At 42.3% G+C, this 21,571-nt stretch carries 17 protein-coding genes; 7 read left to right on the plus strand and 10 right to left on the minus strand.

The annotated features are described in order from the left end of the window. Positions 1-5: 5 nt before the first annotated feature. Positions 6-6,461, minus strand: a complete 6,456-nt coding sequence (locus OVA16_RS00575) for a hypothetical protein (protein WP_267762978.1) — start codon at positions 6,459-6,461, stop codon at positions 6-8. A gap of 468 nt (positions 6,462-6,929) precedes the next feature. On the opposite strand from OVA16_RS00575, the gene OVA16_RS00580 reads away from it, so the two are divergent. Both OVA16_RS00580 and OVA16_RS00585 read left to right on the plus strand, forming a co-directional pair. Next, the gene (locus tag OVA16_RS00580) at positions 6,930-7,292 is read left to right on the plus strand and encodes a response regulator (protein WP_267762980.1); all 363 of its coding nucleotides are present in this window, start codon (positions 6,930-6,932) and stop codon (positions 7,290-7,292) included. Between the two features lie 31 nt (positions 7,293-7,323). Next, entirely contained in the window at positions 7,324-7,821 is a 498-nt protein-coding gene (locus tag OVA16_RS00585; protein ID WP_267762981.1) for a DUF892 family protein, read from the plus strand. Here OVA16_RS00585 and OVA16_RS00590 read toward each other — a convergent pair. From OVA16_RS00590 to OVA16_RS00605, 4 genes are read right to left on the minus strand one after another with little or no spacing between them, the layout of a single operon-like run. Then, positions 7,818-8,594 (minus strand): sensor histidine kinase, encoded by a 777-nt coding sequence (locus OVA16_RS00590; protein ID WP_267762982.1) that lies wholly within the window; start codon positions 8,592-8,594, stop codon positions 7,818-7,820. The two genes, OVA16_RS00585 and OVA16_RS00590, sit on opposite strands and share 4 nt — an antisense overlap. A gap of 29 nt (positions 8,595-8,623) precedes the next feature. Beyond that, positions 8,624-8,989, minus strand: a complete 366-nt coding sequence (locus OVA16_RS00595; protein WP_267762983.1) for a hypothetical protein — start codon at positions 8,987-8,989, stop codon at positions 8,624-8,626. A gap of 8 nt (positions 8,990-8,997) precedes the next feature. Next, positions 8,998-9,213: a hypothetical protein gene (locus OVA16_RS00600; protein WP_267762985.1), complete on the minus strand. Its 216-nt coding sequence runs from the start codon at positions 9,211-9,213 to the stop codon at positions 8,998-9,000. A 60-nt stretch (positions 9,214-9,273) separates the two neighbouring features. Next, complete coding sequence (locus OVA16_RS00605; protein ID WP_267762987.1) at positions 9,274-9,681, minus strand: hypothetical protein; 408 nt, start codon at positions 9,679-9,681, stop codon at positions 9,274-9,276. A gap of 199 nt (positions 9,682-9,880) precedes the next feature. On the opposite strand from OVA16_RS00605, the gene OVA16_RS00610 reads away from it, so the two are divergent. Beyond that, positions 9,881-10,549 (plus strand): response regulator transcription factor, encoded by a 669-nt coding sequence (locus OVA16_RS00610; RefSeq protein ID WP_267762988.1) that lies wholly within the window; start codon positions 9,881-9,883, stop codon positions 10,547-10,549. A 192-nt stretch (positions 10,550-10,741) separates the two neighbouring features. Further along, on the plus strand, positions 10,742-11,251 hold the full coding sequence (locus OVA16_RS00615; RefSeq protein ID WP_267762990.1) for a hypothetical protein: 510 nt from the start codon (positions 10,742-10,744) through the stop codon (positions 11,249-11,251). Positions 11,252-11,426: 175 nt separating this feature from the next. Here OVA16_RS00615 and OVA16_RS00620 read toward each other — a convergent pair whose 3' ends face one another. Beyond that, the gene (locus tag OVA16_RS00620; RefSeq protein WP_267762992.1) at positions 11,427-12,488 is read right to left on the minus strand and encodes a mechanosensitive ion channel family protein; all 1,062 of its coding nucleotides are present in this window, start codon (positions 12,486-12,488) and stop codon (positions 11,427-11,429) included. A 613-nt stretch (positions 12,489-13,101) separates the two neighbouring features. On the opposite strand from OVA16_RS00620, the gene istA reads away from it, so the two are divergent. Both istA and istB read left to right on the plus strand, forming a co-directional pair. Continuing rightward, a complete protein-coding gene (gene istA, locus OVA16_RS00625) occupies positions 13,102-14,631 on the plus strand; it encodes an IS21 family transposase (protein ID WP_267762993.1) in 1,530 nt (509 codons plus the stop codon). 20 nt (positions 14,632-14,651) lie between these two features. Continuing rightward, positions 14,652-15,401: an IS21-like element helper ATPase IstB gene (istB, locus tag OVA16_RS00630; protein WP_267762995.1), complete on the plus strand. Its 750-nt coding sequence runs from the start codon at positions 14,652-14,654 to the stop codon at positions 15,399-15,401. A 285-nt stretch (positions 15,402-15,686) separates the two neighbouring features. Here the strand turns inward: istB and mnmE are convergent, their stop codons facing one another. Continuing rightward, entirely contained in the window at positions 15,687-17,045 is a 1,359-nt protein-coding gene (gene mnmE, locus OVA16_RS00635; protein ID WP_267762997.1) for a tRNA uridine-5-carboxymethylaminomethyl(34) synthesis GTPase MnmE, read from the minus strand. 255 nt (positions 17,046-17,300) lie between these two features. Between mnmE and OVA16_RS00640 the strand changes: the two genes are divergently transcribed. Next, positions 17,301-18,425 (plus strand): AI-2E family transporter, encoded by a 1,125-nt coding sequence (locus OVA16_RS00640; RefSeq protein ID WP_267762999.1) that lies wholly within the window; start codon positions 17,301-17,303, stop codon positions 18,423-18,425. A 105-nt stretch (positions 18,426-18,530) separates the two neighbouring features. Here the strand turns inward: OVA16_RS00640 and OVA16_RS00645 are convergent, their stop codons facing one another. The 3 genes from OVA16_RS00645 to OVA16_RS00655 are packed head-to-tail and all read right to left on the minus strand — an operon-like array spanning position 18,531 to position 21,329. Next, positions 18,531-19,325, minus strand: a complete 795-nt coding sequence (locus OVA16_RS00645; protein WP_267763001.1) for a sulfite exporter TauE/SafE family protein — start codon at positions 19,323-19,325, stop codon at positions 18,531-18,533. A 43-nt stretch (positions 19,326-19,368) separates the two neighbouring features. Then, the gene (gene argS / locus OVA16_RS00650) at positions 19,369-21,141 is read right to left on the minus strand and encodes an arginine--tRNA ligase (RefSeq protein WP_267763002.1); all 1,773 of its coding nucleotides are present in this window, start codon (positions 21,139-21,141) and stop codon (positions 19,369-19,371) included. Positions 21,142-21,191: 50 nt separating this feature from the next. Then, on the minus strand, positions 21,192-21,329 hold the full coding sequence (locus tag OVA16_RS00655; RefSeq protein WP_267763003.1) for a hypothetical protein: 138 nt from the start codon (positions 21,327-21,329) through the stop codon (positions 21,192-21,194). Between the last annotated feature and the right edge of the window lie 242 nt (positions 21,330-21,571).

Below are 21,571 nucleotides of genomic sequence, written 5' to 3' on the forward strand. Positions count from 1 at the left end.
TGGATTTATTTTCTGATGATTAACTCTTCTAACCTCTTCAATCGTTCTTCCAATTCATTGGTTTTATGCTGAAGTGCCTTGATTTCCTTATCTTTTTCGCCCAACTTATCGTTCATCTCAATCACGTGCAGGTAAAGCTCTTCCAACTTCTCTAATTGTTGCATCGAAAGTTGGGTTAAATCTATGGTGTAGCCATTTTTACCAACAGTGATTTCGTTAATTGGTGTTACGCCAGGCAAGTGTTTGTTCTTTTTAATGAACTCGGCCACTTCTTTTAAAGATTTAAACTTGTAATCTTTATAGATTTTAGAGAAACCATTGAAGTAATCTTCGAAAACGTAATCGGCATATACACTGTTAGTGGTGTAGATTTTACCTGTGGTAGAAATATCGCCGTCAACGTGTAGCTTAGGCTGTATAGTGTTGCCACCCACCACAAACGATGGAGCTGTGGTAGCACCTATGGCCACATTACCCATTTGATAGATGTTATCAATGTTCGCAGATGCTTTGGCTCCAGTACCAATCACTTGCCATGGTTCAATTGCTAAATTAGCAACATCAGTGGTTCTCAATATACCAGTAGAGCTGGCTAGTACCACTTTATCAGTAGCCGTATTTCCGGCAACACCATTGATATCTCTAATCCGAACGTTACCGTTGGCTACATCCAATCGTTGAGTTGGATTGGCGGCATCAGTACCCAAACCAATTAGGCCGTTGTTACCATAAATCCAGTTGCCAATATTTAATTGATTGCCGCCTGTTGTAGATACGTTGGGCGCTACATTTATTCCAATAAAAATATTATTGTTTCCGTTGACTAAATCTCTACCCGCTTGATACCCTATAGCGACATTTCCATTACTGGTGGTTACGTTTCTTAGTGCACTATTACCAATAGCAATGTTATTAGACTGCGTAACATCATCCAGTGCTGACGAACCCAATGCGATATTGCTACTTCCACCATTTCCGGCACCAGCACCCAAGAGAATGTTGTTGGTTCCGCCAGATGATGTACCCTCACTGCCATTGACCCCAGCATCTACTGTAATATGACTACGGGTATCTACGGCTCTTACATCGGCATCAAAAGTTGATCTATCTACTTGTTTAAGTACACCAGTTGTGGGGTCAGCTACAACAATTTTATCTGGTGTTGCACCAGTGCTTACGCCTGTCTGCAAACCTGCAATGGCTAAAGTATTGCTGCCCGGTGTTGTATTTGTGGTAATGGTGGTAATTGGGCGTGTTAAAAGCCCTCCTAATTGAATATTAGTTGGTGTAGAAAAATTTAAACCATTGTCTACCGTAGCTACAAAAGTACCTGTTGCGCCTGTTGCACCAGTGGCACCTTGCGGCCCCGGATCACCGATTTCTCCTTTTAAACCTCGTGGTCCCGTTGCACCAGTATCACCCTGTGGACCTGTAGCTCCTGTTGCACCTTGAATACCCTGTGGTCCTGTCGCACCAGTAGCTCCCGTTGCTCCCGTTGCACCGTCCAATCCATTGACGCCAGTTGCTCCTGTTGCACCAGTAGCCCCTTTGATGTTGCCGTTCTGTGTCCAAGTGGTTCCGTTATAAATATAGGTATCGCCTGTGGTGGTATTGATATAGGTATCGCCTGTGTTGCCTGTGCCATCTACAGGATTAGCAGCGCCGCTAACTACTCCTGTGCCTGTTGCTCCTTGTGGACCTGTAGCACCAGTTGCACCCATTGCACCATCTAGACCATTGGCGCCAGTTGCTCCTGTTGCACCAGTAGCCCCTTTGATGTTGCCGTTCTGTGTCCAAGTGGTTCCGTTATAAATATAGGTATCGCCTGTGGTGGTATTGATATAGGTATCGCCTGTATTGCCTGTGCCATCTACAGGATTAGCAGCGCCGCTAACTACTCCTGTGCCTGTTGCTCCTTGTGGACCTGTAGCTCCAGTTGCACCCATTGCACCATCTAGACCGTTAGCTCCTGTTGCACCTGTAGAACCAGTTGCGCCGTCCAATCCATTGGCTCCAGTAGCACCTGTAGCACCAGTCGCCCCTTTGATGTTACCGTTCTGTGTCCAGGTTGTTCCATTATAAATAAAGGTATCGCCCGTTGTTGTATTGATATAGGTATCGCCTGCATTGCCTGTGCCATCCACTGGATTGCCAGATCCGCTAACAAAGCCAGTACCCGTTGCTCCTTGTGGGCCAACAGCACCTGTCGCTCCCGTTGCTCCCGTTGCACCTGTTGCACCCATTGCACCATCTAGACCGTTAGCTCCAGTTGCACCTGTAGCACCAGTCGCCCCTTTGATGTTACCAGTCTGTGTCCAAGTGGTTCCATTATAAATAAAGGTATCGCCCGTTGTTGTATTGATATAGGTATCGCCTGTGTTGCCTGTGCCATCCACTGGATTGCCAGATCCGCTAACTACTCCTGTTCCCGTTGCTCCTTGTGGACCTGTAGCACCAGTTGCACCCATTGCACCATCTAGACCATTGGCTCCAGTAGCACCTGTAGCACCAGTCGCCCCTTTGATGTTACCAGTCTGTGTCCAAGTGGTTCCATTATAAATAAAGGTATCGCCTGTGGTGGTATTGATATAGGTATCGCCTGTATTGCCTGTGCCATCTACAGGATTAGCAGCGCCGCTAACTACTCCTGTGCCTGTTGCTCCTTGTGGACCTGTAGCTCCAGTTGCACCCATTGCACCATCTAGACCGTTAGCTCCTGTTGCACCAGTCGCTCCCGTGGCTCCAGTAGCACCTGTTGCACCAGTCGCCCCTTTGATGTTGCCGTTCTGTGTCCAAGTGGTTCCATTATAAATAAAGGTATCGCCTGTGGTGGTATTGATATAGGTATCGCCTGCATTGCCAGTGCCATCCACCGGATTGCCAGCGCCGCTAACTACTCCTGTTCCCGTTGCTCCTTGTGGACCAACAGCACCAGTTGCACCTGTCGCTCCCGTTGCTCCGTCCAATCCATTGGCGCCAGTTGTTCCTGTTGCACCAGTAGCCCCTTTGATGTTGCCAGTCTGTGTCCAAGTAGTGCCGTTATAAGTAAAGGTATCGCCTGTGGTGGTATTGATATAGGTATCGCCTGCATTGCCAGTGCCATCCACCGGATTGCCAGCGCCGCTAACTACTCCTGTTCCCGTTGCTCCTTGTGGACCTGTAGCACCAGTTGCTCCCGTTGCACCATCTAGACCGTTAGCTCCTGTTGCACCTGTAGAACCAGTTGCGCCGTCCAATCCATTGGCTCCAGTTGCACCTGCAGCACCAGTCGCCCCTTTGATGTTACCGTTCTGTGTCCAGGTTGTTCCATTATAAATAAAGGTATCGCCCGTTGTTGTATTGATATAGGTATCGCCTGCATTGCCTGTGCCATCCACTGGATTGCCAGCGCCGCTAACTACTCCTGTTCCCGTTGCTCCTTGTGGACCTGTAGCACCAGTTGCTCCCGTTGCACCATCTAGACCGTTAGCTCCTGTTGCACCCTTGATGTTGCCAGTCTGTGTCCAAGTAGTTCCATTATAAGTATAGGTATCGCCTGTAGTCGTATTGATATAGGTATCGCCGTTGTTGCCAGTACCATCTACTGGATTACCTGCACCACTTACAAAGCCAGTACCTGTTGCACCAGTAGCACCCGTTGCGCCTGCTGCCCCTTTGATGTTGCCGTTCTGTATCCAAGTGGTACCGTTATAACTAAAGGTATCGCCTGTTGTTGTGTTGATATAGATATCGCCGTTGTTGCCAGTACCATCTACCGGATTGGCAGCGCCACTTACTACTCCTGTACCTGTAGCTCCTTGCGCTCCTGTGGCTCCTGCTGCGCCGTCTAAACCATTGGCTCCAGTTGCACCAGTTGCGCCAGTCGCCCCTTTGATATTGCCATTTTGTGTCCAAGTGGTTCCGTTATAGATAAAGGTATCCCCTGTAGTGGTATTGATATAGGTATCGCCCGTGTTGCCAGTACCATCTACAGGATTGGCAGCGCCGCTGTTTACTGATCTGCCATCTGCACCAGTAGCTCCTGTTGCACCTTGTGGACCAACCGCTCCAGTTGCACCTGCCGCTCCGTCTAATCCATTGGCACCCGTAGCTCCCGTAGCGCCAGTTGCACCTTTGATATTGCCGTTCTGTGTCCAAGTGGCTCCGTTATAAATAAAGGTATCGCCGGTGGTGGTATTGATATAGGTATCGCCTGTGTTGCCGGTACCATCTACCGGATTGGCAGCACCGCTTACTACTCCTGTACCCGTTGCGCCCGTAGCACCTTGTGGACCCGTCGCTCCGGTTGCACCAACCGCTCCGTCAAGACCATTGGCTCCAGTTGCTCCCGTAGCTCCAGTTGCACCTTTAATATTACCGTTCTGTATCCAAGTAGTTCCATTATATGTAAAGGTGTCCCCTGTAGTCGTATTGATATAGGTATCGCCGTTGTTGCCAGTACCATCTACTGGATTAGCAGAACCGCTAACTACGCCTGTACCTGTTGCGCCTTTTGCTCCGTCCAGTCCATTGGTACCCGTTGCACCTTTGATGTTGCCGTTCTGCGTCCAAGTAGTTCCGTTATAAATAAAGGTATCGCCTGTTATTGTATTGATGTAGGTATCGCCGTTGTTGCCAGTACCATCTACCGGATTGGCAGCACCGCTGTTTACTGATCTGCCATCTGCACCAGTAGCTCCTGTTGCACCTTGTGGACCAACCGCTCCGGTTGCACCAACCGCTCCGTCTAATCCATTGGCACCCGTAGCACCTGTTGCACCAGTGGCACCCTTGATGTTGCCGTTATGTGTCCAAGTGGTTCCGTTATAAGTATAGGTATCCCCGGTGGTGGTATTGATGTAGGTATCGCCGTTGTTACCAGTACCATCTACCGGATTGGCAGCACCGCTTACTACGCCTGTACCTGTAGCTCCTTGTGGACCAACCGCTCCTGTTGCGCCTGCTGCTCCGTCAAGACCATTAGCGCCAGTAGCACCTGTTGCACCAGTGGCACCCTTGATGTTGCCGTTATGTGTCCAAGTGGTTCCGTTATAAGTATAGGTATCCCCGGTGGTGGTATTGATGTAGGTATCGCCGTTGTTACCAGTACCATCTACCGGATTGGCAGCACCGCTATTTACTGATCTGCCATCTGCACCAGTAGCTCCTGTTGCACCTTGTGGACCAACCGCTCCGGTTGCACCAACCGCTCCGTCTAATCCATTGGCACCCGTAGCTCCCGTTGCGCCAGTAGCTCCTTTGATGTTGCCGTTCTGTGTCCAAGTGGTTCCGTTATAAATAAAGGTATCCCCTGTGGTAGTATTGATATAGGTATCGCCTGTGTTGCCAGTACCATCTACCGGATTGGCAGCACCGCTGTTTACTGATCTGCCATCTGCACCAGTAGCTCCTGTTGCCCCTTGTGAACCAACCGCTCCGGTTGCACCAGCCACTCCGTCTAATCCATTGGCTCCAGTTGCTCCTGTTACGCCAGTTGCACCTTTGATATTGCCGTTTTGTGTCCAAGTGGTTCCGTTATAGATAAAGGTATCCCCTGTGGTGGTATTGATATAGGTATCGCCCGTGTTGCCTGTGCCATCTACCGGATTGGCAGCACCGCTGTTTACTGATCTGCCATCTGCACCAGTGGCACCTGTCGCCCCTTGTGGACCAACCGCTCCCGTTGCACCAACTGCTCCGTCTAATCCATTCGCACCCGTAGCTCCAGTTGCGCCAGTCGCCCCTTTGATATTGCCATTTTGTGTCCAAGTGGTTCCGTTATAGATAAAGGTATCCCCTGTAGTGGTATTGATATAGGTATCGCCCGTGTTGCCAGTACCATCTACAGGATTGGCAGCGCCGCTGTTTACTGATCTGCCATCTGCACCTGTGGCACCTGTTGCCCCTTGTGGACCAACCGCTCCCGTTGCACCAACTGCTCCGTCTAATCCATTCGCACCCGTAGCTCCAGTTGCGCCAGTCGCCCCTTTGATGTTGCCAGTCTGTGTCCAAGTCGTACCATTATAAATAAAGGTATCGCCTGTGGTAGTGTTTATATAAGTATCGCCTGCGTTGCCCGCTCCATTTACTGGATTACTTGCACCGCTTACCACCCCTGTACCCGTTGCTCCTTTTGTTCCTTTTATCGAAACCCAACCAGCTCCGTCCCAATAATAAAGTCCGGTGCCATCCGGCAATTGCGCAGGATACTCGGAAGTCCCCGAAAAACCAGAAGCAATGGTTTTTATATTATAAACCACCATACCTGCTGTTGGGGTACTACCAGTTGCCAAGCTCCAGGTAGTTGTATTAACTAAATTAACCCTTGGAAACAATAAGCCTTTGCTGCTACTTTCAAGCTCTAGGATTGCAGCTTTATTAATTACCGTTGGATTATCTCCAATCTTTACTTGTGCGTAAGCAAATTGAGCGCTTATCGCAAATGTGAAACACCATACAACTAGTTGTAAAATTTTTTTCATATTTTTTAGTTAAGGGATAAGTAGACACCAACTTTTATAGCTAAAAGTTGTACCAAGAAAAAAACAGTTATTTAAATAGATTTGAGCATTTGAGCATTAATTAATTCATGGTAGTGTTATTCTAATTCCCCCATGCGTGTAGCACATTCCTCAATAACACAGAACCAAATTAGTAAAAAATTATAATAAACAACACTAAAATGTAAATAATTTGATTTTTTATTTAAAAACAGCATGAAAAGTGCAATTCATTTCCTAAACAATACCAAACAAACATTATTACTAAATGCTATATATTAGGTACATCACAAGAAATACAACCAAGAGCGATAAAAAATTAGTAGTGTAATTTAGAATTTGAAGCCTATCAACTCTAAATACAAATTGATTTTAAACAATTTCTCCAAATGGTTGTTTAACTTCACAGAATATCTATTTAACTTTATCAAAAGCCTCCAATAACTACTTATGAAAAAACGCATACTTACCATTGAAGATGATCCTGATATTCTCGAAATACTAAATATTATTTTTGAAGAAGAAGACTACGAAATCATATCCAATAACAAAGGCATGTCTGTAGATGAAGTAGCTCTTGCGCATCCAGACTTGGTACTTTTGGATGTTAGAATAGTAGGCTTTAACAAAACCGGAGCTCAGTTGTGCGAAGAGCTAAAAGCTTCTGCAACAACAAGCCATCTTCCTGTAATTTTGCTCTCTGCCGAACGCAACTTAGCGCAAATGGCAACAGCATGCGGCGCAGATGCCTACATTTCTAAACCTTTCGACATCAATGGACTGATTAATGTAGTCAACAAATTTACCAGCTAATTACAACTCTTAAAACCACCTTTAGCAGCCTATGAACTTAGACCGCGAAAAATTAGAAATCTTTTTTATCGAGCACCTCGATAAGATTTATTGCGCAAAACAGCACCTAATTAGTCATTTACCGCAATTGGCAGAAAAAGCAAACTTTTCTGATCTGAAAGATGCAATCATCAATACGATTGAGAACGTGAAAACAGAAATCACCAGAATGGATATGATTTATGAACTGATGGACGTTAGCTATTCTGATTGTGCAACCAAGGGACTTATCGGTTTTGTTGAAGATGCTTTTGTTGCCATAGAACGACAGGGCCCAGATGTGGAGCTTAGAGACCTTTCTAGTTTGTTCTACCTGCAAAATATAGAAAGTGTGGAGATGGCCTCGTTCCAAATTTTACAGATGACAGCGGTAAAACTTAAAAACAAGCAGATTGGGAAGCTTTTAAAAGACAATTATGAGCAGGCAAAATCCAATAGAACCTTACTGCTTTTAATTGCAAGCAAATACATCATCTCTGATTTGGGTTAAATTGGGCAAGAAATAGCCAACTTAAATCCATTACCAGTACTGGTATATATTTGATAGGCAGCGTTGATGATTTGTAAACGACTTTGTATATTTTGCATCCCTATTCCCGTTCTTCTTTCCAACATTTCGAGCTCAAATCCCTTACCGTTATCTTGGTAGCAAATATCCAAATTGATTTGTTTTTTAAAGGAGATGGCTATTTCAGTGGCATCGGCATGCTTAATGGTGTTATCAATAAGTTGCGTAAGCACCCTAAATAATGCCAATGCTGCTTTTTCTGGCAATTGCAACTCATCTATATCCTCATCTTGAGTTATCGAAATTTTGATTTTACCCGTATTGTTAATAAGCGTAACAAAAGCTTCAATTGTAGTAAAAAGACCAAAAACGGCTAGTCCTGGCGGAGATAGATCATGCGAAATATGCCTTACATCGGCAACCATTTTATCAATAAGTTGTTTGGCCTCCTTTAGTACATCTTCTTGATCTTCGGACAACTGATTGCGAAGAGAATTTAGCATCAGTTTAATTGCCGAAAGGGTTCCTCCTATTTCATCATGTAAATCTTGACCAATTCTTTTGCGTTCTACCTCTTGCGAATCAATTACAGCATTAAGCAGTTCTTTCTGTTGCGTAATTTGGGTTTCTTGCAGCTGCCTTTTCTGTTTCCAAACCACATTCTGGTTTCTGATATAAAACAACAAAAATGAGGCAACCAAAACGAGCAATAAAACTACACCATAAAAAATCAATAGATAAACGTTATCAACCATTATTACCTCTCCCCTTTGCTTGCAAGCACTTAATTATTTGCACCGGATTTTTTAAGTAAACTAAATGCTTTTGTAAACATCAAATACATCCCAATTACCATACTTGCATGCATATTCCAAACCACGGTTGTCATCTCATCATCCAGTTTAACAAAAGTAAAATAATTGGATAGAATAAAAATAATGCTAGCCGCCGGAAAATAAATCAAAACCCCCATATTTATCCAATTTACAGGCAAGCCTAGCCAATGCTCCGAAAAACCACTTTTATAGAGATACAACAGGCAAGTTGCTGTAATAATTAAAGCTTCTAAAGGCCTGGTATGTGTATTATAAGTAAAAATACTTTGAATAAAAACTAGGTTAAGAATGCAGCATAACGTGAAAGTAATCATTACAAAAGTTAAGACCACCTTAATTCTTGCACTGTCGAAAATGGCCCTGAAGTAACTAAGAAAAAAACAGTTTCAACTACTGTATACAAATGCAATAAAGGCAAATTACGGATACCGTTTCTTGCCAACGCAATGGCTGTAACATTAATTAACCCAGCAGCAATTAAATAATAAAATATAATTGTTGTAGACCTATCTGCATATTTTCTTTTGTAAAGAAACATACAGATAGGCAGTAAAACACTTAGTGGAGCTACTATTCCGATAAAAAAATTATTCACTGACTAAGGAACAAATAATGGACTAGTGGTATCACATTTTGAAGGACATGGCTGCGTAAAATCATAAATATCGCTATCTTCCTCTTCCCCTAAACCAGTGGTATGTGCTACAATATCAGCGCCAGCTAAATCTACGGGAACAATTAGCGCTGTAACATCATCGGGCAAATCTTGGTCGCCTTCTTTAACAGCAAAATAGGCTCTTACGCCAGTTAACGAATTGCGGATATTTCCATGATCGTCTAAATCTTGAAATTTTTCGATAATGGCCATCAAATCTGCTATGGGAATAAAAACTGCCCTTGGAATATTGGCTTCTGGTACTTGGTTAATTAATTGATCGCGAAAACGGGTAACACGATCTACGGCTTCTTGAAGTGGCACGGTTGGAACAGTAATTCTTGATTTCATTTGTGAGTTTGTAATTTATTTAGAACTATAAGTTTTATAATATGTTTTTTTGGTCTAATTTAATAAAAAAATGATATTTGCAACCACTACAAAATCATATTACTTTACATAACTCTGCACATCAATTATTTCGATAAAATAAAACTTCGTAAATAACTTAATAATATTAAAAACAACCTCACATATCAACACTTAACAAATGAAAATTAACGTTGCAATAGCAGATGACCAAAAACTATTTAGAAAAGGAATGATTGCTCTTGTGAATTCATTTGAAGATGTGAAAATTATTTTCGAGGCCGAAAATGGCAAACAATTGGTATCCTTACTAGACTCAGAGCCGGTAAAGCCCAATATTATTCTTCTGGATCTTTCTATGCCCGAAATGAATGGCTTAGAAGCACTAAAAATCATCAAGGAAAAACATTCATCTGTTGGAGTTATTGTCTTAACTATCCACGAAGCTGAACATCATATATTAGCAACAATACAAGCTGGTGCAAATGGTTATCTAGCTAAAAATGCAGAACCCGAAGAAGTAGAGAAGGCAATTAGAGAAGTAGCTAAAAACGATTTCTATTTTACTTTGCCCATGCTGGAGATTATGCGAAAGGGACTAAGTAAAAAACCACAACCAATTAGCCTAAACCAAAACGAAGACCTGCTTACCAATAGAGAAAAAGAAGTATTACAGCTTATCTGCAAACAATTTAACAGCGTAGAGATTGGCGAAAAGCTATTTTTAAGCAACAGGACTGTGGAAGGGCACCGAAACAATTTGTTAACCAAAACAGGAAGCAGAAATACCGCTGGTTTAGTGCTTTACGCATTAAAACACAGACTTATCGAAATTGATCAGCTAGGTTAAGCTATACCATCCAAATCATTAAACCAAGTAAAACTACGCAGCAAACCAAGTGGTTTTACCTGTTTTACTTTCTACGCAAAAAAGCGCTGAGCATTCTATCTCATTTTTTGTCACTTAGTGGTGTTAAAATTAACCACGCTCAACTAACGACAATTAAAGAAATATAGAATGACCCAATGCTTTTCTTATTTAATGAGTGAACAAGTAGACGACACCGCCCTTTTTAACACCTTATTTGCCGATGCTAACGAATTTTCTAACTTGTCAAAAGAAATTTTCCCGACCATAAAAACGCTCTTAAAACTTTGTGCAGAACAAGGCATTTTCGTAAAAATCATTAACAGATCTACGGTAGTACGCAGGTGTTTAATGAGCGATCTTGGCTTTGATATTACCGCTGCCTATGAGGGTGCAGAAAATTTAACCAACCTAGCCTACTATAATTTCGGCTTGGCATTTGGCATTGGGATATATGAAAAAACTGCTTTTGGGCAACTCAAATATGTAGACCATAAAATACTATATAACAAGGTGGGTAAAATTGGCGATTCGATAGGTTTAACTTGGGCTGGCAACCACCCTTTTTTATCTAATTTAAGATATTTTGAACTGCGCCCACATTGGGCAAAAAACATGAGCGATAAGGAAATGATGAACGAACTTTACCGCAGAAAAAATGCTAAACTCAATCTATTGACATAAAAAATTTGGTTAAATTAGTTCTCAATTAAAGCCAATAATAGGCCGGCAAAGCTTCTCTAATTCAGGAGCTTTTGCTTTTTTTAACCAAACCATATAACATCTAAAAAATTGCAGGCACTGCCAGAACAGATTAAAACAAGGATGCTTAAATAAAATTCAACAGTAATTAGACGGCCTATTTTTGCAGTAGCACCCGTGTCTTAGGCAACTCATTTTGTGCGTTGGCTTTAATAAACTTGAGCAATTGCTCTCTTACCTCACAACGTAAATCAAAGGCTTGGCCAGAGTCTTCGGCGCTTACCAAGGCTCGCAACTCTACCACATTTTCTTTAATATCGGTTACCTGAAGTATGCCAACCCTTTGGTCCCATAAACTAGAATTGGCTAACACCCGCTCAAGTTCGGCTCTTAGCGCATCTACCGAAAATGTGGGATCTACATAGAAAAAAGCGGTACCCAAAATTTCGGAAGTATTACGAGTCCAATTTTGAAAGGGTTGCTCAATAAAGTAATTGATGGGCAAGATCAGCCTGCGCTGGTCCCAAATATTAAGCACCACATAAGTAAGCGTAATTTCTTCTACCCGTCCCCATTCGCCCTCCACCACTAACACATCGTCTATACGTATGGGCTGTGTAAAAGCAATTTGAAGGCCCGCTAAAAAATTTCCCAAAGATTTTTGAGCTGCAAAACCAATGATGATGCCACCAATACCCACACCCGTTAGTAAACCTGCTCCAATTTTCCTTACCCCATCAAAACTGAGCAGTATAATAGCTATGGCGATGATGACCACCAAAGAAACCGCAACCTTTCTTACAAACTGTAACTGCGTCCTTATCTTACGCTCTTTCAGGTTATCGGCTTTTTCTAGCTTGTAGGCATGGTAAACAAAGTCTTCCAAAACCCTCAGCATCGTAATTAGCAAATAAGCAAATGAGGCAACCAAAAGCATATCCAACCACCGCCTTACCCCCTGTAAAACAGCGCTATCCATACCAAAATAAGGCAAAAAAGCATTGATAAAAAAAAGTGGCAACAAAAAATTGAGCGGACTGCTCAGGTGTTTTAAGAAAGAATGGATTACAGAGTAACCGCTTTCTTTATTCGTTTTCTTAATTACAAAAGTGAGGATCCATTTAAAAATCAACGTAATTAAGGTAATAAACAAGCACAACATTAAAATCTTTACCCATTGTGGCCATTGATTATCAACAATTGTGATGAGATCTTTCATAAAAGGTATTTAAAAATATACGTTAAGATAAGTTGCGGATTAACTACAGTTGCAGTACCCGTACTATTAATAAAGTAACGCGAGTTAATAATGTTTTAATTAATCGAAATTACCAACACTGACATAGCAGCCATTGCTACACAGATAAATAAATAGCGGAACTGTGTGTAGAATAAGAGCAGATACATCGGTACCGCAAAGGCCAAGGCCGATTTTGAGCTGATTAAAAGGTCAATACTAGGGCTTGACATAAAACCGAAGACCCATAATTCACGTTACGTATTACGGTAAGTGCTACATCTGCCCTATCTGCAAATTCTTCTTGGGTTAACTTTTTATCTTTTCCCTTTAATAAACCCACCTAAAAGAAGCAAAATTTGACGCCGGTCTTTTCTTACCAATTTTTCGCAAAGTGGAGTTTTGGTCGGTTGTTTGGAGATTTCGCTGAAACTGACCACCCCATTTCGGTTTAAACTGACCACCTATTCCGCTTGAAACTGACCACCTGATTTCGGAGGAAACTGACCAGTTCGAACGATGTCTAAATGCTATGGCGGCAAGCCTATTTTTGATGTACATATAATCCATCGAAATGGCCAATTCCACTATAAGCATGAGCAAGATAAGACAGATACTCAGAATGTATACCCAAGGGCGTAGCAAGCTTTCCATTGCTACCCATACTGGTGTTTCCCGTAATACGGTCAAAGTTTATTTAAGGGCCTTCAGTTCCAGCGGCTGCAGTTTCGAACAGATCGATGCGCTTAACGATAAGGAACTGGACGATTTCTTCGGCAAGAGCCGTGAACACGCCCCCAATGACCGATTGATAGCCCTTCAACGTTGTTTTCCGAGCATTGACCGTGAACTAAAGCGGACCGGGGTTAGCCGTATGATGCTATGGGAGGCCTATATGAAGGAGTTTCCGGATGGCTTCCAGTATACCCAGTTCTGTTTCTACTACAACCAGTGGAAGAACAGGGTAAACCCGGTGATGCACCTTGACCATAAAGCCGGTGATAAACTTTTTATCGATTTTGCGGGCCAGAAACTTACCATCGTAGATAAGGATACCGGCGAGGTAATCGAGGTGGAAGTTTTCGTTGCCATCCTGGCGGCCAGCCAGCTTACCTATGTTGAGGCGGTGATGAGCCAGCAGAAAGAGGATTTGATCTCGGCCTGCGAGAACACGCTCCATTATCTGGGCGGTGTTCCTGCAGCCATCGTGCCCGATAACCTCAAGGCGGCCGTTACCAAAAGCAACCGCTACGAGCCTACCCTGAACGATACATTTGCCGACTTCGCCGACCACTATGGAACAACGATCCTGCCGGCCAGGGCATACTGCCCAAGGGACAAGGCACTGGTGGAGGGGGCGGTAAAGATAGCCTACAGCCGCATCTATGCCCCGTTGAACAAACAGGTATTCCAATCGCTGGCCGAACTCAATTCGGCCATACTGGAGGCACTGGAATCCCATAACACCCAACTTTTGAAAGGTCGCAACTATAGCAGGAGGCTACAGTTCGAGGAAATCGAACGGGAGGCACTTAACCCACTTCCGGTACTGCGCTATGCCTTCAAAAAGCAGCATTATGCCACTGTTATGAAGAACGGGCATGTGAGCCTGAGTGTGGACAAACATTACTACAGCGTACCCTTCCGTTTTATCGGTAAAAAGGTCAAGATCATGTACAGCAGCTCAAATGTGGAGGTATTCTATCATTATGAACGTATTGCCATGCACAAGCGGATGAAAAGTCCCTACAACTATACCACCGACAGGGAGCATATGGCCACTACCCACAGGTTTGTGACCGAATGGACCCCTGAGCGCTTTCTGGAATGGGCTACCAGTATCCATGATGACGTTAGGCTCTACATACTGAAGATATTGGAACGCAAACAACATCCAGAGCAGGCCTACAAATCATGTGTGGGCATCCTTGGCTTTGCCAAAAAAGCGGGCAACGAACGTTTGACCAATGCCTGTAGAAGGGCACTGGGCTTTGGTATCTACTCCTACAAGACCATACAGATGATATTGGAGAAGAATATGGACCAATACCCCGAAAGCCTCTTTGCCGATGAACTCCCAATGCCCATCCATGACAACATCCGTGGCGAAGACTATTATCAATAACCCCTTAAAATAGATAAAAAATGAACACGAACACACTTGACAAATTACGTAAACTGAAGTTCTACGGCATGTTCCATGCCTTTAAGAGCAGCATCGAAACCGGACAGACCGACCAGTACATCTCCGATGAGCTATTGGCGCACCTTATCGATTCCGAATGGGATTACCGCCAGAACCGGCGTATCGAACGCCAGATCCTATATGCCAGATTCCGTTATAAAGCTTCCATTGAGGAACTCCACTACCATGCCGATCGGAGTATTGATGGAAACCAGGTGATGAGGTTGGCCGATTGTACTTTTATTGACCGGTGTGAAAACCTGCTCATTACAGGAAGTACGGGGATTGGGAAAAGTTATCTGGCATCGGCAATCGGATACCAGGCATGTATGCTGGGCTACAGGGTATTATACGGTAGTACACCAAAACTTTTTGCTAAACTGAAAATGGCAAAGGCCGATGGTTCTTATATCAAAGAGGTTGCAAAGATTGAAAAACAGCAGCTATTGATCCTAGATGATTTCGGTATACAGCCCTTTGATGCACAAAGCAGGGCGGCATTGATGGAGATAATAGAAGATAGGCATTCAAAGACTTCCCTGATCATCACCTCACAGCTGCCGGTAAGCAAATGGCATGAAGTAATTGGTGAAAAAACCATTGCCGACGCAATATTGGATAGGATTGTTCATGATGCCCACCGTATTGAACTCAAGGGAGAATCGATGCGGAAGAAAAGAGTTCCCGTAACAGAAAACAGCTTCCAATAAAAATAACTTTTAAATCACTACTTTTGTTAACGCTTCTATAGCATTTGCATCGTTCGTTCGCCAGCAAATTAGGTGGTCAGTTTGCCACGGAATCACATGGTCAGTTTCTCCGAAATATACATTCAACTCACATTTCGTGAGGTTTTCGGAATTAAAACATTTTCCGAAAATCTCACGAAACTAAAAGCAAAAACAAGAATGTATTAGCGAATATTAACAAACAAAAACCAAGTCCATCTAATATAAACAAAGAAAAGAAAAAATATACAAATATTTGACAATCAGTTATTTACCAATGCAAAACTTCGTAAATATGTTTTCTAAAAGGTCATCCGTCGTCACTGTACCCGTAATCTCCCCTAGATAATGTAAAGCCTGTTTAATATCCATGGCTAAAAAATCGGAAGTCACAGGGTTGTGGATATTCTCTAGCACCCTATTGAGTGCGTTTTGTGTTTGCTTTAATGCCTCTACATGACGAATATTGGTGACCAAGGTTTCGCTGGTGTTTACATGACTAAGGTTTACTTTTTCTAGCAGGGCAGTTTCTAAAACATCCATACCTAGCTTTTCCTTTGCAGAAATCAATAAAGCGCCTTGCTGCTGATAGAAATCTTTTTGACTAGCATTGAGCAGTTCGGCCTTATTAACGATGAACAAATAAGGGATGCTTTGTTTGCTCAAACCCTCTAGCTGTACCAACACTTCGGCTTCGGTTTCTTGCGCATCTACCAGGTAAATGATCAGTTTGGCCTGCTTCATTTTATCCAAAGTACGCTCTACCCCTTTGGCTTCAATTACGTCGGCAGTTTCGCGAATACCTGCCGTATCTATAAATCTAAAAACTACGCCATTGATATTGATTTCATCCTCTATAGTATCTCTAGTGGTACCTGCAATATCGCTCACAATGGCACGTTCCTCGTTTAGCAACGCATTTAACAAAGTAGATTTCCCCACATTAGGCTTACCTGCAATAACTACTGGCACGCCATTTTTAATCACATTGCCCACTTCGAACGAGTGGATTAGGCGGTGCAACACTTTATTGATGCGTTGTACCAGCGCCAACAACTGATCACGATTGGCAAACTCCACATCTTCTTCAGCAAAATCTAATTCCAGCTCTATCATACTGGCAAAGTGAATGAGCTGTTCACGCAAATCTTTCAACTCGCTGCTAAAACCACCACGCATTTGCTGCATGGCCACTTCATGCGAAGCTTTGTTGTCAGAAGCAATTAAATCGGCTACTGCCTCTGCCTGACTTAAATCTAAACCGCCATTTAAAAAAGCACGCAAGGTAAACTCGCCCGGTTTGGCGGCCCTTGCCCCTTTGCTAACCAACAGGCTAATAATTTGCTGGATGATATAGTTAGAGCCATGGCAAGAAATTTCTACCACATTTTCTTTAGTGTACGATTTTGGCCCAACAAATAAGGCCACCACCACTTCGTCTACCATTACCTCGCCATCTTTAATTAAACCGAAATGCAAAGTATGGGTAGCTTGCTGCTCTAAATCTTTGCTTGCAAAAACCTGATTGGTTAAACTAATGGCCTCAGGTCCCGAAAGACGGATCACGCCGATGGCGCCGCTGCCAGGAGGCGTAGATAAAGCAATAATGGTGTCGTTATTTAACATGCTGCAAAAATACAGTTTTCAGTTCACAGTTTTAAGTGGGCAGGTATCAGGTGTCAGCAATTAGTATGAAGTCCGAAAGTTTGGTAAGTTGATAACTCGCAGTTAGTAATTGCACAAGCAACGTTATTAGGCAATTAACCGATTAACCAGTTTCACAGTTAACCAATGAACAAGTGAACTCATACCTAATACCCCACTCCTAATCAAACAATTTAGTTACTTTAGTGTTAGAAAATAAAATTGCCATCTGATATTATGAAAGAAATTCCTCTAACGGTAAAACGCTCCATCGAATTATTAGGTTTGTGCCTTTGCATAGGCATATTTGCCATTGCCAGCGATATCATTATGCCAGTAATTATGGCCTTCTTTATCGCCATCCTATTGCTACCTATTTATCGCTTCTTACGGAAATATAAATTCCCCGAAGCATTAGCAATCATACTTCCCATCTTGTTGGTTTTTATTTTTATAGCTGGTGTAATCTGGTTCTTCTCGGCACAAATAGGCGTTTTAGTTAACGATTTCCCACAAATTAAAGAGAATGTAGCCAAGCACCTCCAGTCTCTACAAGAATGGATCAGTAGTTTTACTGATTTTTCTATTGGCAAACAAAAGAAATTTATTACCGAAAAAAGCGACGATATGCTAAACATGGCCGGCAAGGCCGCAAGCGGAGCCGCTGTTACCTTGAGTGGCATTTTCGTGTTTTTAGGCCTAATTCCTATCTATATTTACCTTATTCTTTTTTATAAGGATATTTTGCTACGTTTTGTATTCATGTGGTTTAAAACAGAACACCATCCTAAAGTGAAAGAAGCTGCGTATGAAGCAGAAGCAATTATTAAAAATTACTTGGTGGGCTTATTAATTCAAATTACCTACATGACCATTTTATTGGGTGGGATTTTAATGTTATTCGGCATTAAACATGCGTTGCTTATTGGTGTAATCTTCGCTATACTCAACCTAATTCCTTACGTAGGTGCACTTATTGGCAACATTTTAGGCGTACTCATTACGCTAACTTCATCGCCAGAGTTAGGCCCAGTAATTACGGTATTATTGGTAATTGCTGTGGTTCAGTTCTTCGATAATAACATCTTAATGCCTCGTATTGTAGGCTCAAAAGTCAAGATTAATGCTTTGATTTCCATACTAGGCGTGGTTATTGGCGGCACTATTGCAGGCATTTCGGGTATGTTCTTATCTATGCCAATTATTGCGGTGCTAAAGGTAATATTTGATAGAAGCGATGCCTTTAAACATTGGGGTGTTTTGTTTGGCGATGAACGCCCAGCTAAAAGCCCTATGAGCTTTGCCATTTACCGCAGAAAGGGAAGCATTAAAACAAAATCTGGAGTGATTGATAAGAAGTAAGTTAGTGGTTAGGTGTTAGGTGCTAGGTATAAGGTATTAGGTATTAGGCTTTAGACTGACACCTAACCACTAGCAACTTATACCTGATCCCTGATCCCTGCCCCCTTACTTCAAAAACACATCGTAAGCAAACCTTAAAATTGTCCCAAAAACAACAATCAAGAAGAAAATTCGGATAAACTTGTTGCCTTTAAGCAATGCGAGCTTAGCACCCAAGAAAGAACCTAGCACATTAAAAATTGCCATTGGTATGGCGTATTCGAAAAGTACGTGACCAGTAGAACTGAAATAAATTAAGGCAGCCAAATTGGTTGCAATATTAACGATTTTGGCATGTGCACTGGCACCCACAAAATCGAACCCCAGCGTACCTATAAATACTAAAATCAGAAAAGAACCCGTCCCAGGACCAATTAATCCATCATAAAAACCAATGATCAATCCAAAGAGGCCAGCTAATAACAATTGTTTTTTTACAGAATGTGCCTTATGCTGATGAATGCCAAACTGCTTATTGAAATAGGTATATATGGCTACCAAAATAAGCACCACTAAAATAATGGGCTTGATGACTGCATTATTGATCATGCTTACCGAATAAGCGCCCAATAACGAAGCACAAAACGCCGCAAACACACAAGCACTTAAAACCTTGATGTTAAACTTTACTTGCTTGGAATATTTGTACGCTGCTACCGTGGTACCTAACAATGAGGGTATTTTAACCGTTCCAAAAATACTCGCTACCGGATAATTTGGTAAAATTAATAGCGTTGCAGGTGTTTGTAACAAACCACCGCCACCTACAATGGCATCAATAAAACCAGCTCCAAAAGCGGCAAGGCAAAGCAGCACTAGTTCGTTAGTGTGCGTACTTAAAAAGGTTAAAAGCTCTTGCATACATCAACTAGCTAATTAGCAGATTGGATAATTAGCTAATCAACTACATCCGCTCTGGCACGTGAATACCTAAAATATTCATTCCAGATTTAATTACATCGGCTGCTATTTTACAGATGTTCAAACGATGTTGTTTAACCGCAGCGTCTTCCTCTTTAATAATTGGAGGTACTTCGTGGTAAAACTTATTGAACAACTTTGCCACTTCGTACAAATAATTAGCAATAAATGCCGGACTGTAAGCCTTTGCAGCCTCCGATATTTCGCTAGGATATTTAGCTAACAACATGATCATTTCCAACTCTGTAAGAGATAGTTTAATATTCGAATAATCAGCTGTTGCAAATTGATAGTCAGCTCTGCTCAATAAAGATTTGATACGAGCATGGGTATATTGAATAAATGGACCGGTATTCCCTTGAAAATCGATAGACTCAGCTGGATCAAACAACAGTCGCTTTTTAGGTTCTACTTTCAGTAAGAAATATTTTAAGGCTCCTAAACCAATGGTGCTATACAATTCGTTCTTATCAGCTTCCGAAAAATCGTTGGTTTTACCTAATTCTTCGGTTTTCTGCTTGGCGGTGGCCACCATTTCATTTACTAGATCATCTGCATCTACCACAGTACCTTCGCGGCTTTTCATCTTCCCGCTAGGTAAATCTACCATCCCATAAGATAAATGACACAAACCATTAGCCCAACTTTTACCTAGTTTCTCCAAGATCAAGAACAACACCTTAAAGTGATAATCTTGCTCGTTACCCACTACGTAAATCGACTTGTCCATCCCGAAATCATCGTATTTCATTTGGGCAGTACCTAAATCTTGCGTAATGTACACCGAAGTACCATCGGCACGTAAAACCAATTTCTGGTCTAAACCATCGGCAGTTAAATCTATCCATACCGAGCCATCTTCCTTTTTGAAGAAAACACCTTTAGCTAAACCTTCTTCAACGGTATCTTTTCCAAGCAAATAAGTATTGCTTTCGTAGTAGTATTTATCGAAATCTACGCCTAGTTTTTTGTAAGTAACATCAAAGCCCTCGTAAACCCAACCGTTCATTTTTTCCCACAAACCTACTACCTCAGCATCGCCTTGCTCCCACTTTAAAAGCATCTGTTGTGCTTCCTTAATTAGTGGTGCATTCTTTTTTGCTTCGTCCTCGGTTTGCCCATTGGCAACCAAGGCTTCTATTTCTTTTTTGTATTCTTTATCAAAAACCACATAGTATTTACCTACCAAGTGGTCGCCTTTAATACCCGAACTTTCAGGTGTTTCGCCACCGCCCCATTTCTGCCAAGCCAACATCGATTTACAGATGTGGATACCTCTGTCGTTTACCAGGTTCACTTTAATTACCTCGTAACCATCGGCTTTTAGCAATTCAGATACCGAGTAACCCAAAAGATTGTTACGTACGTGCCCTAAATGCAAAGGCTTGTTGGTGTTTGGAGATGAATATTCTACCATCACTTTTTCGCCACGAGGCTTAACGGCCAAAAAATCTGGCTGCAATAAAGTGCCATTGAATAAATTAACCCAATAACTTTCTGCAATGCTGAGGTTCAAGAAACCTTTTACTACGTTAAAGCCTTCTACCTCATCCACGTGTTGTTGCAGAAAGGCACCCACATCATGTGCTGTCTCTTCAGGCGTTCTTTTAGAAAACCGTACAAAAGGGAATACCACAATAGTTACCTGCCCTTCAAATTCCTTACGTGTTTCCTGTAGGTTGATTACATTTTCGGCAATATCTTGCCCATATAACTCTTTAACGGCCTTAATTGCGCCAGCGACAATAAAATTCATAACCGCAAAAATACATTAATTGTTGATTAGTTGGTTGGTTTGTTTGTTGTTTAGTTAATGGTTTTAGGATGTCCACTATCTTTAGGCCAACTCCATCCCAATCCTAGCCTACAACTACCACAAACCACCGCACCAATCCCCACCAAAAAGCCTTGCTTTATCAGGGTAAATGCATTAAAATTAAGCATTATGCTAGGTTGTCACTCAAATAATAGTATAACCTTAGCCAAGCACGGATTGGCCTAGTAGATATTTTGAGGAAAAATCGTTGAAACAACCTGTAGTTCCACTCAAATTGCATTGCACAAAATAATTTTCAGTCGTATGATGGCCAAAGTACAGGGTAAGACCTTAAATTATTTTCGAGAGTGGTTCGACGAATTTTTACCAAAATAGATACAAGCCTTGATTTAATCATTAGTAAATATGT

Source organism: Pedobacter sp. SL55 (genome assembly GCF_026625705.1).
Lineage (GTDB): Bacteria > Bacteroidota > Bacteroidia > Sphingobacteriales > Sphingobacteriaceae > Pedobacter.

Excerpts from the sequence above, each read along its gene's own strand:
- OVA16_RS00620 (WP_267762992.1), bottom strand. The coding sequence starts at position 12,488 with ATGAAAGATCTCATCACAATTGTTGATAATCAATGGCCACAATGGGTA.
- OVA16_RS00580 (WP_267762980.1), top strand. The coding sequence starts at position 6,930 with ATGAAAAAACGCATACTTACCATTGAAGATGATCCTGATATTCTCGAA.
- OVA16_RS00585 (WP_267762981.1), top strand. The coding sequence starts at position 7,324 with ATGAACTTAGACCGCGAAAAATTAGAAATCTTTTTTATCGAGCACCTC.
- OVA16_RS00605 (WP_267762987.1), bottom strand. The coding sequence starts at position 9,681 with ATGAAATCAAGAATTACTGTTCCAACCGTGCCACTTCAAGAAGCCGTA.
- istA (WP_267762993.1), top strand. The coding sequence starts at position 13,102 with ATGAGCAAGATAAGACAGATACTCAGAATGTATACCCAAGGGCGTAGC.
- OVA16_RS00645 (WP_267763001.1), bottom strand. The coding sequence starts at position 19,325 with ATGCAAGAGCTTTTAACCTTTTTAAGTACGCACACTAACGAACTAGTG.
- OVA16_RS00655 (WP_267763003.1), bottom strand. The coding sequence starts at position 21,329 with ATGCTTAATTTTAATGCATTTACCCTGATAAAGCAAGGCTTTTTGGTG.
- argS (WP_267763002.1), bottom strand. The coding sequence starts at position 21,141 with ATGAATTTTATTGTCGCTGGCGCAATTAAGGCCGTTAAAGAGTTATAT.
- OVA16_RS00640 (WP_267762999.1), top strand. The coding sequence starts at position 17,301 with ATGAAAGAAATTCCTCTAACGGTAAAACGCTCCATCGAATTATTAGGT.
- OVA16_RS00595 (WP_267762983.1), bottom strand. The coding sequence starts at position 8,989 with ATGATTACTTTCACGTTATGCTGCATTCTTAACCTAGTTTTTATTCAA.
- OVA16_RS00575 (WP_267762978.1), bottom strand. The coding sequence starts at position 6,461 with ATGAAAAAAATTTTACAACTAGTTGTATGGTGTTTCACATTTGCGATA.
- mnmE (WP_267762997.1), bottom strand. The coding sequence starts at position 17,045 with ATGTTAAATAACGACACCATTATTGCTTTATCTACGCCTCCTGGCAGC.
- OVA16_RS00600 (WP_267762985.1), bottom strand. The coding sequence starts at position 9,213 with ATGTTTCTTTACAAAAGAAAATATGCAGATAGGTCTACAACAATTATA.
- OVA16_RS00590 (WP_267762982.1), bottom strand. The coding sequence starts at position 8,594 with ATGGTTGATAACGTTTATCTATTGATTTTTTATGGTGTAGTTTTATTG.
- OVA16_RS00615 (WP_267762990.1), top strand. The coding sequence starts at position 10,742 with ATGAGTGAACAAGTAGACGACACCGCCCTTTTTAACACCTTATTTGCC.
- OVA16_RS00610 (WP_267762988.1), top strand. The coding sequence starts at position 9,881 with ATGAAAATTAACGTTGCAATAGCAGATGACCAAAAACTATTTAGAAAA.
- istB (WP_267762995.1), top strand. The coding sequence starts at position 14,652 with ATGAACACGAACACACTTGACAAATTACGTAAACTGAAGTTCTACGGC.